The organism is Thioclava sp. NS-SX20 (assembly GCF_057380695.1).
The window spans coordinates 1430641-1444119 of sequence record NZ_CM170816.1 but is presented as its reverse complement, the minus strand read 5'-3'; the positions used below and the strand labels follow the sequence as shown (position 1 = coordinate 1444119).

Genomic DNA, 13479 nt, shown 5'->3' with positions numbered 1-13479 from the left:
CTTTATCGCATCGGATCCGTGATCGCCCGCTCAGACAGGCTCGGGTTCCAGTTCGATCCCGTTCGGGGCAAGCAGTTCGACCAGTTTGTTATAGCGACGGCGGAAACGCGGTGCATCAAAGCGGCGCGCCCCGTCGCGGCAGATCAGCGCCTCGAGATAAAGCCGTTCCTGCGGACGGATGCTGCGCAGCAGGGTATGCAGATAGGCAATGTTCTGACGGCAGTTGCGATACAGCTTGCGGAACTCTGTCGCCGTCAGCTTGCCCTCGCAGGCACGTGCGATCATCAGCTCCAGCACGTTGCAGCCCGCCAGCATTGCCTCGATATTCTCGCCCGCCAGAATGCAGGGCAGGAGCGTGACATTGGGACGGTGGAAAAGGGCGGCATGCATGGCATCAAGCCGCTGCAAAGGATCGTAGACCACGAAGGCCTGTTTCGCGCCATCCAGCATTTCGGGCGCGAAACCATAGCGGTCCGAGAAACTGATACGCCGCATTTCCGGATAACGGTCATCCCAACCGGCCAGACGCGGGTCGAGCGTGGCCTGCGGCTGTAGCGCGATCACCGTGGCATCGGGGGCCACCACAGAGAAAGCCGCCGCCGCATAGCCGCAAGAGCCCGCCCCGTAAAACACCACGCGGTCATAGTCTTCGAAGACCCCGTCATCGACGAGCCGGTCGAAATAGGCATAGACCTCGGGCGCGCGGAACCATGTCGCATCCTCGGCAATGAGTGTCAGGCTGGACCAGCCACCCTCCTGCGCGATGCGGTAGCCAAGGGGCAAACCGTCCTGATCCGTATCAAGCAGATCATCGCGCAGTTCGAAACTGACCAGAAGGACAGGCCCGTCCTCGCTGAACAGGGCCACATGCGCTGGGCCCAACTGTTCGAAATGGCCGAATTCCTGCCCGAGCGCGCTCATCCGCGTCTGCCAGTTGTTCACGCTCATATCCTGCATGGCGAGGCCCCTTCAAATTCGGTAATGGCCGGACACAGTGCCGGACCGGCGCAGAGAGTATCTGCGATTTTCAGTTAACCTATCACTATTTTAAAATGACAAAATCATGGTGAACGCAAGAAAATGCAATGGCCACAAGGTATTGCGTAAACAATGCTGTGATTGATGCGGTATTGTTTACAAATTCGGCTTGGTCTGGCTGGTCTGTGCCAAATGTGCCAGCCGCAGCATGCGCTGGGCATCGGCCTTTGACAAGGGGCGCGTCGGCGGGGTCAGCAGAAGCCGCCCGAACATGGCGCGCGGGGCCTCTTCGCGCAGCAGGGACCGGATCTTCTCGTGACGCCAGCGCACGGCCTGCGCGTGCAGGGCACCGAGCACGGGATCGTCCAGCAGGCTCTGGTACAGCGGTCCGCGTAGCGGGGCTGTGCGCTGGATGCTCCGGTCCTCGTCTTGGCAGAAATTGCGCTCCACCCAGTAGGACAGGTCGAACCCTCCGACATCGCGATTGGCCCGTCCGCGGTCGCATTTGACAACATAGTTTTCCATTGCCCCAAGCGCATAATGGTTCAGCTGCACCATGCCCCAGCAGTTTCGATCGGGTGGCGTGAAAAGGCGGTTTTTCTGGTAGAGATCGGGGAGCGGAGTGCCCGCGCCGTCAAACCAGCGCGGCGCCGCGCCCTGTGTCAGGCCACGGGGGCGATGGACCCCCAGTTTGCGGTAATCTCCGGTTCTGCGCAGGAGCGTCTTGAACAGCGAGGCCCGCCACGGCCAGAGCATGGCAGGGGGGGCGGCCTTGTCGAAACAGTCCGTTACGGGGGTGTCGGTATAGTCGATCACGCCGTTATTGCCGAAAAGCCGCCATGTCAGGGCGATGGCATCGGCGTCGGGCAGGGCGGCGATCAGGTCCGAAAACCGTCCCGCCCCCAGATGGATATTCACGAATTCATCCACGTCGAAGACCAGCACCCAATCGGCGCGCTGCTGTGCCGGATGCTCGTCGGCGCGCAGCAGGGCTTCCCATTGCGGGCCACGCCGCCACGGGCCGGGATTGCGTTCATGGCTGAGCCAGCCCATCTGTGCCAACCGGTCCAGCATCAGATCGGTGCCATCTTCGCAATCGTTGGAATAAATCAGGAAATGGTCCATGCCGATGGCACGGTGATGGGCGATCCATTCCAGCAGGAAAGCGCCCTCGTTCTTCATGCAGCTGATGCCGAGGATATTCATGAGGCCGCCTCCAGCGCGGCGAGAGCGACAGGGGAAAGCGTGCGTCGGGAAATGCCCCGCTTTGCACAGCCGGGAGACGCGAGCCATTCAGTGAGCGTCTTCTGACCTTTTGACGCGTTACAGCCGCGGCAGCATAGAGCGATATTCTCGAGTGAGATGAGCGAAGCGTTGTTTATTATATGTTCCCAGCTCGGGCGTTTGGCCGCTGGCGCGGCTTCATCCCCGAAAGGGGCAGCGCAATAGATGCAGGCGCGGTCGCGCGCGTGGATTTCGGCTTCCAGTGCTTTCGGGATCTTCCAGCGGTTTGCCATTAGTGCTCCGCCTCGCCCTCATGTTCGACCGTGAAGAAGAAATCGGGGGCCACGTCGCGCAGATGCATATCTTCGGGCAGGCAGTCGGGGCCGGCATTGAACACCGCCGAGCCGAAATGCTGGAGCATGCGCGAGAGCCGTTCGTATTTGGCACTGGTCAGGTCGCCATAGAAATTCTCGTAATTCTCGGTGGCGCGCAGCTCGGCAATCTTGGTGCGATGCGCGGCCACGGCGGCTTCATGGGCGGCACGGATCTCGGGATCGGCCATCAGGCGGTCATATTCGGCCTGTAGCGCGGGGATCATCCGCTGGATCGAGCGTTCCTCCTCGAGGTTATGGTTCATCCGGAACCAGTAGTTCAGCCCCTGATCGCGGTCGACATGGTTCACCCGCCCGCGGTCACGCTTGACCAGAAAGCTCTCGGCAGAGCGCACAGCATAATGGTTGAGCTGCACCCAGTCATAGCCATAGGTTTCCAGCGTCGAGCGCCAGCCATTGCGGAACATCTCGCGCGGCATGGGCTGGCCCGACCCATTGAGCCATTTCACCTGATCCCACAGGTCCGGCACCAGACCTTTGGGGCGGTGCACCCCCATCTTTTTGTAGATATCCATATTGCGGAACAGGGTCTTGAACCCCCAGGCCTGATGCGGCTTGCGCACGACTTCCGGCGCGCAGGTGGTGAACTGGTCCAGAAGAAAGCGGTCCTCATAGTCATGCACATCGCAATTACCGAACAGCCGCCATGTCAGCGAGATCATATTCGCCTCGCCCATCGCCTTATAAAGGTCGGTCAGGGTGCCATCGCCGATCTTGATATTGATGAACTCGTCCACATCCATACAGATCGCCCAACCGGCCTGCTGGATGACGGGCTCGGATTCGGCGGCCTGAAGGGCGGCATGCTGGGGCTTCAGCTCGCCCCCCGGACGCCACGGGTTCTCGCGGTGCTGGACCAGCCCCTTGGCCATCAGCATGTCCAGCATCGTATCGGTGCCATCGGTGCAGTCATTGGTGTAGATCAGGAAATCATCCACCCCGATCGCACGGTGATAGGCCAGCCATTCCAGAATGAACGGGCCTTCGTTTTTCATCGTGGTGACAATCGCGGTGCGACCGGCGCGCAGGGCCGCTTTGGGGGCGGGTTTGACCTTGGAGACCGGAGGCCGCACGGGCTTGTGCCCCCAGACATCCAGCGATAGCGCCAGAAGCTGTTCGTCCTCTACCAGCGAGGTCTTGGGGGCCAGCTCTGCCGCCTTGCGCCCCGGCACGCGCAGCGCCATTGCCCGCCAGAAGGGGAAGACATGCGCAGGATCGGGCTTGGCATAGGCCACACGCACCATGCGCCATGTCGCCTCCAGCCCCGCCTTTGCGGGCGCACATCCCCAGCGTGCGGTGCCGCGCCGCGCATCGAACTGGCGGCAGATATGGTCGGCGAAACATTCCGCGGCACCATTGCGCACCCGCCACGGATAGATCCGCCGCCCGACCAGCATGATCACCCCGGAAGGGGCCTCGAGGCAGGCATCGAAGGCGCCCATCCTGCCATCGGCCACAGGGGCCAGAAGGTCCGTGACATCCAGCGTCAGCACGGCGCGGGCTTCGGCCAGAAACCGCCATTTCGCAATTTCGAAGACCAGACCCTGCCCGAGGGGCGCGCGCCACGGATCGGGGGCGGGAGGCTCCATCCGGTCCTTGCCGGGGGCGTCGGGGGCAAGGAAGGGGTGGCTTTCGGGGCCCATGCCGGGCTTGCCCATCGCGACGGGGCAGTCCAGGACGATCACCACCATCTCCAGATCGCGGTCATCCAGCCCCTTGGCCAGCCGCGCCACGAAAGGCGCATCGGAAAACCGGTTGAGGATCACCGCGCCGGTGGCGGCATGCTGGTCGGCATGCCAGCTGAGCCAGTCCAGCACCGTCTCGGCGCTTTCCTCGAAACGTTGGCCGAACAGGCAGTTGCGATCACGCAGCAGATCCCATTCCGCCTCGGCCATTGCAAGCGGGCGCATATGGGGCGGGGTGGTCGCATCGGTCTGGGTCGTGATCTGCACCGGCAGGGGGCCGTCGAGCGTGGCGCAGAGCATCGCCCCGCCAGCCACATCGCGCGTTTCGGTGATCGTGCCGCCGTCCAGATGGGTGATCTGCGCGGCCTGTGAGGGGTTGGCAAACATCGCGCGCAGATGGCGGCAGCCCTGAGCCTCCCACGTCACCGCATCCAGAAGGACGGGGCCGGTGCCCGCCTCTTCGCACGGGTCTTCTGCCAGAAGGCTGCGTCTGATCACTGATGCCATGTCGTCGTTATCCTGCGTCTCCGGCGGAGGTTTCCGCGGCCCGCCCTGTCTTCGGGGCAGTCTGTTGTCTTTGTGAAAGCACAAGCCGCAGATTTGGTTAAGGCCATTTCGGTTTTTTTTCGTATTCCGTTGGAAAATGTCACGATTTCGGGCAAGTTGAGGCCAAATTGGGGCAAGGCCCCGCCGGACTTGGCCTTCGGGTGTGATATGGCCCGTAGAATGACTGGCCTGTGGTGTGTGGGGGGGATCATGCGCGAGATAGGAACGCTGTGGATCGGCGGCCGGCTGAGCTGGCTTGAAATCCTGTGTCTCAAAAGCTTTGTCGATCAGGGACAGAAAATCACGCTTTTTTCCTACGGGCCGATCGAGAATGTCCCTGACGGGGTCATCTTGCGCGACGGGCGCGAGATCCTTGCCCCAGACCCGCAGGAAGGGTTTCTGAAATACGAGCGCAAGGACAGTTTCGCGCTGTTTGCCGATCTGTTCCGGCTGCATATGCTGGCCAAATGTCCGGGCATGATCTGGGTGGATACCGATGTGTATTGCCACCGCCCGCTCACATACGACAGCCCCTATGTGCTGGGCTACGAGCTGCCCGACAGCCCGCGGGTCAATAATGCGGTGCTGGCGCTGCCGGCGGGGTCTCTTCTTTTGCAGACCATGCTCGATTTCACCAAGGACCGGTTTTCCATCGCGCCGTTCCTGCCGCCCCATCTTGCCAGCAGCTATCACGAGGCGGCTGCGCGGGGCACGCCTGTGCATGTCAGCCAGCAGCCTTGGGGGATCTGGGGGCCGTTGATGGTGACCTATTTCACCCATGCTCTGGGCCTTGGCGGGCAGGTGCAGCCGATGGAGGCGTTCTACCCTGTGCCGTTCCCCGAGCGGGCCAAGCTGCTGGGCAGCGAAACGGCGATGCAGGCGCGTCTTTCCGCGCAGACCACGGGGCTGCATCTCTGGGCCTCGAACAAGCGCAGCCTCGGGCGCAATCCCCATAGCGCCCCTGCGAACGGCAGCTATCTTGAACATCTGTGCCGCAAGCACGGGCTGCGTCCCGAATTTGCCCCGATCACAGGGCGCGCCAAGCTGACCTTCGAGGAAACAGGGATCGCAGCGCAAGTGCTGGCCGAAATGGGGGTCGGGGTGGTGCGGGCCTGCTATGATCTGGGCGGCATGGCACCGGGCCTCGCGCTGGCCGCGCATCGGCGGCATAATTGCGATGTGGTACTGGTGGATCTGACCCCCGAAGGGACCGCGCAAACCACGCCATCGCCCTGGGTTGCACCCTATGTCGAATGGCTTGTCTCGCAGGGGGTGCGGCGGGATCTGGTGCGCGTCGTTCTTGACCCGTTCTTTCTGGAGCCGGACGGGTTGGCCCTTGCCACCGGCAGTTATGGCGACCAATGGCCGGTGACCGCGCTAGGGCCGCTTCTGCCGCGTCTGTTGCGCCCCGATGGGGTGCTGGTCATCGACATCCGGCGCGGATCGGGCGGGTTTCCCTATCTGCGCAAGCAGGGGGCTTTGCGGCGGCTGGAGGCGGCAGAGCCGGAGCCGGACGCCGCCATCACGCGGGCCATTTTTACGCCGCAAGCGCCAACTTCATGAGATTTAGGAAATTTTTTACGTTCTGACGGGGCGTTGGGGCAGAAATGCCTTGGAAATGTCGCACGTGCTTCGCATGATGACCGCATTTACCAAGGCAGCTGCCTTTGCGTTAATATGCATTAACAAGACCGGCATCCGGTGGCCAGGAAAGTGTAGGAAAGATGAGCAAAGACTATCAGGTTGCGGCGCTTTGGATCGGCGGCAAGATGAGCTTTCTGGAGGTGCTGTGCCTGAAAAGCTTTGTCGATGCGGGCCAGCATATCACGCTGTATTCCTACGAGCCGATCCCCAATGTCCCCGAAGGGGTGGCGATTGCCGATGCCAACGAGATCCTTTCGGCGGACCAGTTCCTGCGTCATGGCCGCACCAATTCGCCGGCGCTGCATTCGGACCGCTTCCGCTATCACCTGCTGGCCAAGAACGACCATATGATCTGGGCCGATACCGATGCCTATTGCGTCAAACCCTTCACCACCCCCACGGGGCATTTCTTTGCGTGGGAAAGCAAGGAAGGGGTGAATGGCGGCGTGCTGGGTCTGCCGCAGGACAGCGAGGCGCTGGGGCGGCTGATCGAGTTCACCAATGACGAATATGCGATCCCCACATGGTATGGCGATGACTACACCCGCGAGCTGGAAGCGGCCCGCGACCGTGGCGAGCCGGTCCATGCCGGTGACCAGCCCTGGGGCGTCTGGGGCCCGCATGGCCTGACCCATTTCCTGAAGGAAACGGGCGAGATCAAATATGCGATGCCGCAAGAGGCGCTTTATCCCATCGACTACAAATGGCGCGCCAAGATGACCCAGCCGGGCTATGACTGGCAAAAGCATATCACCGAGAAAACCTATTCGATCCATTTCTATGGCCGCCGTTTGCGGGCGCGGATCAATGACAAACATGGCGGCATCCCGAAGCCGCGCAGCTGTGTCGGCATGCTGATGACCAAACATGGCGTGCTGCCCGACGGGTCGATCCTGACAGCTGCGGCCCCCGCGCCGGTTCCGGCCCCCGAAGGTGCCAGCGGTGCGGCAGCAGAGGCGCTGCTTGCGAAAACCGGACTGACGCGCGTGGAACGGATTGCCGATCTGGGGGCCACCGCCCCCGATCTACTGCAGGCCGCCCAGAGCCGTTTCGATTGCGATATCGACCTGATCGACCTTGCCCCCGATGGAAGCTGGCCCGCTCTGGCGACGCCCCATGCGCAGGGGGTGAAGGCGCAGCTGGTGGCAGGCGGTATTGATGGCGCGCGCATCCGTATCGTGACCCAAGCGGCAGAGGTGAAGCCCGCCGATCTGGTGCTGTCACTGGCAAGCTTTGGCGATGTGGCGAAAGTCAAGCATCTGGAGCCGCTGATGGGGCGCCTGTTCCATGCCGATAGCCGGATGCTGATGGATATCCGCGCCGGTAGCGGGGCCTTTCCTTTCCTCAAGCCCTATGGCGAGAACGAGGTTCTTGAAGATCTGGCGGGAAGGGGAAATGGCAAGATCAGCCGGGTGCTCTTCAGCCCTTTTGCCCCTAAGGCCGAAAGCGATCCGGCCTGGGCAAAGATCGCGCGTGAACTGGCAGGCCCCGAGGGGTTCTATACCGATAACGGCCAGCATAGCTTTCTCTACGTGCCGCGCGGGCGCACCCTTGTGGTGACCTTCGACAATCTTGATATCGCGATGGGCAAGCGCGAGGACCGCCGCCCTTGGGGCTATAGTTTTATCGAGAAACAGGGCTGGTCGATGCTGGGGGCTATGGCGGGCGGCTGGACATGGTATCGCGACCCTTGGGTGATGGCCGAATTCGACCGGCTGGCCGCCGAGGGGTTCTTTGCCCAATTCGACCGCGTGGTGTTTTACGGCGCTTCGATGGGCGGTTATGCGGCCTGTGTCTTTGCGGCGGCCTGTCCGGGGGCGGATGTGGTGGCGATCTCGCCGCAATCCACGCTGGATAAAACCGTGGTGCCGTGGGAGACGCGCTATAAAACCGTTTGGGGGCAGGATTTTTCCGGCAAATATGGCGATGCGGCGCAGGCGAGCCTGACGGCAAACCGTGTGAGTATCCTCTATGACCCCTATGAGCCGCTGGATGCGGGCCATGTGGCGCGCTTCACCGGCGAGAATGTGGTGAAGCTGCGCGCGCCGCTGATGGGGCACAGGCTGGGGTCGTCACTCAGCCAGATGGGGATCTTGCAGCCGATCATCCTCAAGGCGCTGGAGGGGCAACTTAGCCCCAATGACTTCCATATGGCGCTGCGGGCGCGACGGAATTTCCCGCGCTACCAGAAGGAGCTTTTCAACCGCTGCGTGGCCAAGGGCCATCTCTCGCTGGCGCGACGGCTGGGCGCGTGGGTTCTCAAACGCAATGATAACGCGGCGGTGAGGAAAGCCCTGCGCGATCTCCCGAAAACCTGATTTGAGTTTTCGCGCCCCGCGTGCAGATTGATATGTGTCAAAGTCCTCCGTCTCCTGTGGGACTAGACAAAGGTCAGGTGGATCTATCTCCCTCTAGCCGGTTTCCGGCAAGATCCACCCATTGCGGGTCAACGGGCATTCTCCCTTGCCCGATCCGAAGAAAGCGCCGCGGGTCTCCCTCCTGCGGCGCTTTAAATTTTCGTGGCGCTTCAAATTTCGGACGCGGTGGTGGTTGTGCGGCGTGTCTGTGGTCCGAGGGACGATGGTCGGCGGCGGTGCTCCGGCTTTGCGGCACAAGGTTTGCGGCACAAGGGCGGCTCTTGCTCGGGCGGCAGTCAAAGGCCGGTCGCGCATCGCTCGGCGGCGTGCCCCGTCTGGCCGCGCGCCGGTCTTGCAGCAGGCCCGCTTTACAACATACCTGTCGGGGAGGGAGCGCCGCTTATTCGGTGCCCATGCCTGCGCCTGTGCCCGTATCTGCACCGGGGGCAGGCTGCGCGTCATCCCATTTGCGCATGTAGTCGGTCTGGTAGACGCTGCCATCGCCCAGCGACCCTTCCAGCGGCTTGCGCACCACATAGAGCAGCATGACCGGCGAATTCAGCGGAAGCTGGCGGCTCAGGCGCGGGCGTTTGCCAGTGTCATTGGGGTTGGTGGTGGTGGCAAAGGCATTGGCGAAATTGGGCAGCATCGGCTGCAATTTCAGATCAAGCACCTCATAGCCCAATGTCCTCTGCCAGAAGCCGAACACCATTTCCGGCGTGATCTGGTAGAAGCCGTGGTTGATCCAGCCATTGCAGGGAGAATGCCCGATCAGCGTGCCGCCCGGGCGCAGCATGGCATTGAGATTGCGGAACGCGGTCGGCAGATCGAAGATATGCTCGCAGGTGCCGCCATCATAGACCACGTCGAAATGGTGGTGCAGCGCCTCGGGCAGGGGCTTGCTGAGATCCTGCACCAGAGAGGCCCCTTCGAAATCCGACATATCCATCGAGTCAACGGTATCGAAGCCGAGCTTGCGGATGAAATGCTCGGAATAGATCGATTGCGGGTCTTTCAGATCGGCCTCGCTCAGGCCGGGAAGATATCTGGCAATCGTGTCGGTCAATAGCTGGGCCGAAGCCCCCTTGCGCGAGCCGATCCATCGCTGGCGACCGAGCATCACGAAATTGCCGGAAAGGCGATGGGTCTTCACTGTCTCGATCAAACGGGCGCAAAGCGTGTCGGGAAGGGCCATAATGAACCTTTCAGCTAAATCTATCCTCTTGAAGTTCCTTGTGTTCGCATATCCGGCCCTAACTCTTGGTTAATGCCCCCCCCCTGCGCCAATAAAAAAGCGCCCCCGTCTGGGGGGCGCTGGTAGAACCGGCAGGCTATGGTGGGATCAGAGGATCTTGACCTGCGATCCCACGGGGCACAGCTCGAAGAGTTGCTCGACCTGTTCGTTATAAAGCCCGATACAGCCCGACGAGCTGCGACGCCCGATCTTGCGGGTGTCATGGGTGCCGTGGATGATATAGGCGGGCCAGCTGAGATACATCGCGCGGGTGCCCAAGGGGTTGTCGGGACCGGGCGGCATGTAATGCAGCGAGGGATCCTTTTCGAGCATCGATTTGGTCGGGGTCCAGTCGGGGCCGACTTTCTTGCGCACGATCTCGGTATAGCCGCGCTTGGTCAGCGCATCGGTCATCGGCACGGAGGTCGGATAGAGGCGGTAATCGGCACCGTCGACGGCCCAGTAGTGCAGGGCTTTCGAATGGGTGTCGGCGATCAGCGTCACGCGATCGAGCCGGTCGAAATGGTCCTGCCAATGGATCTCGCGGAACGCCGAGATATTGTGACGCGACGGCGCGGCCACGATGGCCGGTTGCTGCGCCATAGGAATGTCTTGCGTCGCGGCACGTGCAATCGCGGGGGCGCAAAGCGCCGCACCACCCAAAAGCAGGGCGCTGCGCCGCGAAAGGTGACCGGAACGGTCTTGAGACATGGTGTGAACTCCCGTTCAGAATTCTGAATATGAGCAAAGTCGCATGAAAGACCCCGCTCGCTCAACTCACGCCTGCTCACGCAGATGCGATCTTTGCAGAGGTGATGTAAATGCAACTCCTACATCTACCTTCCACGAAAAACCCTCCCCGAAACACGAGGAGGGCAACCCTGCTGGCTATGGCCAATGCACAGCCTTGATCGTGTCGGACCTTATTTCGGCCCGATCATCATCACCATCTGGCGGCCTTCCAGCTTGGGCATGTTCTCGATCTTGCCCAGCTCGCCCACGTCATCCTTGACGCGGTTCAGAAGTTCGAGACCCAGATTCTGGTGTGCCATCTCCCGACCGCGGAACCGCAGGGTGACTTTCACCTTGTCGCCGCCTTCAAGGAATTTCTTCACCGAGCGCAGCTTGACCTCGTAGTCATGGACATCGGTCCCCGGACGGAACTTGACCTCTTTGACCTCGATGATCTTCTGCTTCTTGCGGGCTTCGGCTTCGCGTTTCTGCTGTTCGTATTTGAACTTGCCGAAATCCATGATCTTGCAGACCGGAGGTTTGGCATTGGGGGAGATCTCGACGAGGTCAAGCCCGGCTTCCTCGGCCATAGCAAGCGCCTTCGACGGGGTCACTACACCAACATTTTCACCTTCCGCGCCGATCAGACGAATTTCAGGGGCGCGGATCCGTCCGTTCACGCGAGGACCAGTGTCGCGGGTCGGCGGGGCATTATGGGGTCTGCGGGCTATGGCGTTAATCCTTCTGTAGCCTAAAATCAGTTGGCGCATAAAATAGGACCGCGCGCGACCGGTTTCAACCGCAAACGCACCCGCCGGTCCAAGAAACCCCAGATTCTGCCAAGGCGGGAAGCCGGATCGGGGGATTGGCGGCGGACCGGGGCGCATCCTGTGACGGATGCGCTTTTTCTGGGCGGTCCCTGTGCCTAGGCGCTGCGGCGCAGGGCCTGCAGGGCCTCAAGGGGGGGAGACTCACCATCGGTCAGCTCGATCAGCTCATGGCGGATGTCGGGCATATCGACCAATGTAGCCAGTGCGCGGGCGACATTGCCGCGTTTGACGGTGCCATAGGGCAGGGCCAGTCCTGCCGCGATCCTGCCGTCCTCGTCTTCCGTCACCAGCGTGCCGGGGCGCAGGATGACCCAAGACAGCGCGCTGCGCACCACGGCGGCATCGGCCTCTTTCTTGACGCGCATGTAATGTTCGAAATTCGGGTTCGGCTCTTTCCACCGCCCTGCTTCGGGAAAGGCGGAGACAAGGTAGAACCGGTCCACCCCCGCACGTCCCATTGCCGCCATCACCTCGCGCGGGCCCTCGCCATCGATACGCGAGGTGCGATCCAGCCCCGATCCTGCGGCCCCCGCCGAGAAGATGACGATGTCATGGCCCTCGATCATCGGGGTCAGATCCTGTGCGGTAAGCTCCATCATATCGCCCAAAACGGGGCTGGCCCCCTGGGCGGTCAGTTTTGCGGCCTGTTCGGGGGTGCGATGCAGGGCCGTGACCTCGTGTCCGGCCGCGATCAGCATGGGCAGAAGGCGCGCCCCAATACCGCCCGTCGCACCGATGAGAAAAATATGTGCCATTGGGAAATCCTTTCTGGTTTTTCACATCTAGGGCGCGCGGGGCGGATCGTCACCCGCTCTTGCGTTTTGCAGGCCCATAGGGGTCTATGCGCCATATAGCCGCCGGGACCGGCTCTTTCCACGCGCAGATCGCCCCTTCGTGCCGGGGGCTCCAAGATCGCGCCCTATGGTGTCGAGATGTAGGGGGCGGGACGACGATGGGAAATGAAAAAGGCCCCCCGCAGCGCGGAGGGCCGTGAAAAACTGTCAGCGGGATCAGACGCCTTCGCCGACGAAGGCTTTCTCGACCACATATTCACGCGGCTCGGAATTGGCACCTTCGCGCAGGCCGAAGCTTTCGAGCACCTCCATCACGTCCTTGTTGAACGCCAGAGACCCGCAGACCATCGCGCGGTCGGTTTCGGGGTTCATCGGCGCAAGGCCCAGATCCTCAAAGACCTTGCCCGACTTCAGGTTGTCGGTGATGCGGCCCATATGGTGGAATTCCTCGCGGGTCGCGGTCGGGTAGTATTTCAGCTTGCCCTCGACCATCTCGCCGATCAACTCGTCATTTTGCAGACCCTCGACCAGCTGCTTGCCGTATTCCAGCTCTTCAACCGTGCGGCAGGTGTGCATCATGATGACCTCGTCGAATTTCTCGTAGGTCTCGGGGTCGCGCATCAGGGACGCAAAAGGCGCAAGGCCGGTGCCGGTGGCCAGAAACCACACGCGCTTGCCCGGAAGCAGCGCATCATGGACCAGCGTGCCGACGGGTTTGGGGCGCAGGATGATCTCGTCGCCTTCCTTGATGTGCTGCAGACGCGAGGTCAGCGGGCCATCCGGAACCTTGATCGAGTAGAACTCCAGCTCTTCGTCCCAATTCGGCGAGGCAATGGAATAGGCGCGCAGCAGGGGCTTTTCCTTGCCGGTCTTCTCGTCGGTCTGCATCAGGCCGATCATCACGAATTCCCCCGAACGGAAGCGCAAAGATTGCGGGCGCGTCACGCGGAAGGAGAACAGGCTGTCGGTCCAATGTTTGACCGAGGTCACGGTCTGCGCATCGGGAAGGGTTTTGACGGGCGGGGTTTTGGTTGCAGATTCGGTCATGGCGGTCTCGTGTTTG

The 13479-nt window shown here is 61.8% G+C and carries 11 protein-coding genes; 2 read left to right on the top strand and 9 right to left on the bottom strand.

Features of this window, described 5'->3' with window-relative positions:
• Positions 1-30 precede the first annotated feature (30 nt).
• The 4 genes from AC2ISB_RS07115 to AC2ISB_RS07100 form a co-directional block, all read right to left on the bottom strand.
• Entirely contained in the window at positions 31-957 is a 927-nt protein-coding gene (locus AC2ISB_RS07115; protein WP_486574580.1) for a phosphoadenosine phosphosulfate reductase, read from the bottom strand.
• 177 nt (positions 958-1134) lie between these two features.
• On the bottom strand, positions 1135-2184 hold the full coding sequence (locus tag AC2ISB_RS07110) for a glycosyltransferase family 2 protein (RefSeq protein WP_406736405.1): 1050 nt from the start codon (positions 2182-2184) through the stop codon (positions 1135-1137).
• Positions 2181-2495 (bottom strand): hypothetical protein, encoded by a 315-nt coding sequence (locus tag AC2ISB_RS07105; RefSeq protein ID WP_486574578.1) that lies wholly within the window; start codon positions 2493-2495, stop codon positions 2181-2183. Before AC2ISB_RS07105 ends, AC2ISB_RS07110 begins: the two co-directional genes overlap by 4 nt.
• Positions 2495-4786, bottom strand: a complete 2292-nt coding sequence (locus AC2ISB_RS07100) for a glycosyltransferase family 2 protein (RefSeq protein ID WP_486574576.1) — start codon at positions 4784-4786, stop codon at positions 2495-2497. Before AC2ISB_RS07100 ends, AC2ISB_RS07105 begins: the two co-directional genes overlap by 1 nt.
• A gap of 249 nt (positions 4787-5035) precedes the next feature.
• On the opposite strand from AC2ISB_RS07100, the gene AC2ISB_RS07095 reads away from it, so the two are divergent.
• Both AC2ISB_RS07095 and AC2ISB_RS07090 read left to right on the top strand, forming a co-directional pair.
• On the top strand, positions 5036-6388 hold the full coding sequence (locus tag AC2ISB_RS07095; protein WP_486574574.1) for a hypothetical protein: 1353 nt from the start codon (positions 5036-5038) through the stop codon (positions 6386-6388).
• 161 nt (positions 6389-6549) lie between these two features.
• A complete protein-coding gene (locus AC2ISB_RS07090) occupies positions 6550-8787 on the top strand; it encodes a hypothetical protein (RefSeq protein WP_486574573.1) in 2238 nt (745 codons plus the stop codon).
• A 439-nt stretch (positions 8788-9226) separates the two neighbouring features.
• On the opposite strand, the gene AC2ISB_RS07085 is transcribed toward AC2ISB_RS07090, so the two are convergent.
• The 5 genes from AC2ISB_RS07085 to AC2ISB_RS07065 form a co-directional block, all read right to left on the bottom strand.
• Complete coding sequence (locus AC2ISB_RS07085; protein ID WP_486574571.1) at positions 9227-10021, bottom strand: class I SAM-dependent methyltransferase; 795 nt, start codon at positions 10019-10021, stop codon at positions 9227-9229.
• 147 nt (positions 10022-10168) lie between these two features.
• A complete protein-coding gene (locus AC2ISB_RS07080) occupies positions 10169-10771 on the bottom strand; it encodes a L,D-transpeptidase (protein WP_339107543.1) in 603 nt (200 codons plus the stop codon).
• 212 nt (positions 10772-10983) lie between these two features.
• The gene (infC, locus tag AC2ISB_RS07075; RefSeq protein WP_339107542.1) at positions 10984-11562 is read right to left on the bottom strand and encodes a translation initiation factor IF-3; all 579 of its coding nucleotides are present in this window, start codon (positions 11560-11562) and stop codon (positions 10984-10986) included.
• A gap of 155 nt (positions 11563-11717) precedes the next feature.
• The gene (locus tag AC2ISB_RS07070; protein ID WP_339107541.1) at positions 11718-12377 is read right to left on the bottom strand and encodes an SDR family oxidoreductase; all 660 of its coding nucleotides are present in this window, start codon (positions 12375-12377) and stop codon (positions 11718-11720) included.
• A 255-nt stretch (positions 12378-12632) separates the two neighbouring features.
• Positions 12633-13463: a ferredoxin--NADP reductase gene (locus tag AC2ISB_RS07065; protein ID WP_339107540.1), complete on the bottom strand. Its 831-nt coding sequence runs from the start codon at positions 13461-13463 to the stop codon at positions 12633-12635.
• Positions 13464-13479: the final 16 nt, after the last annotated feature.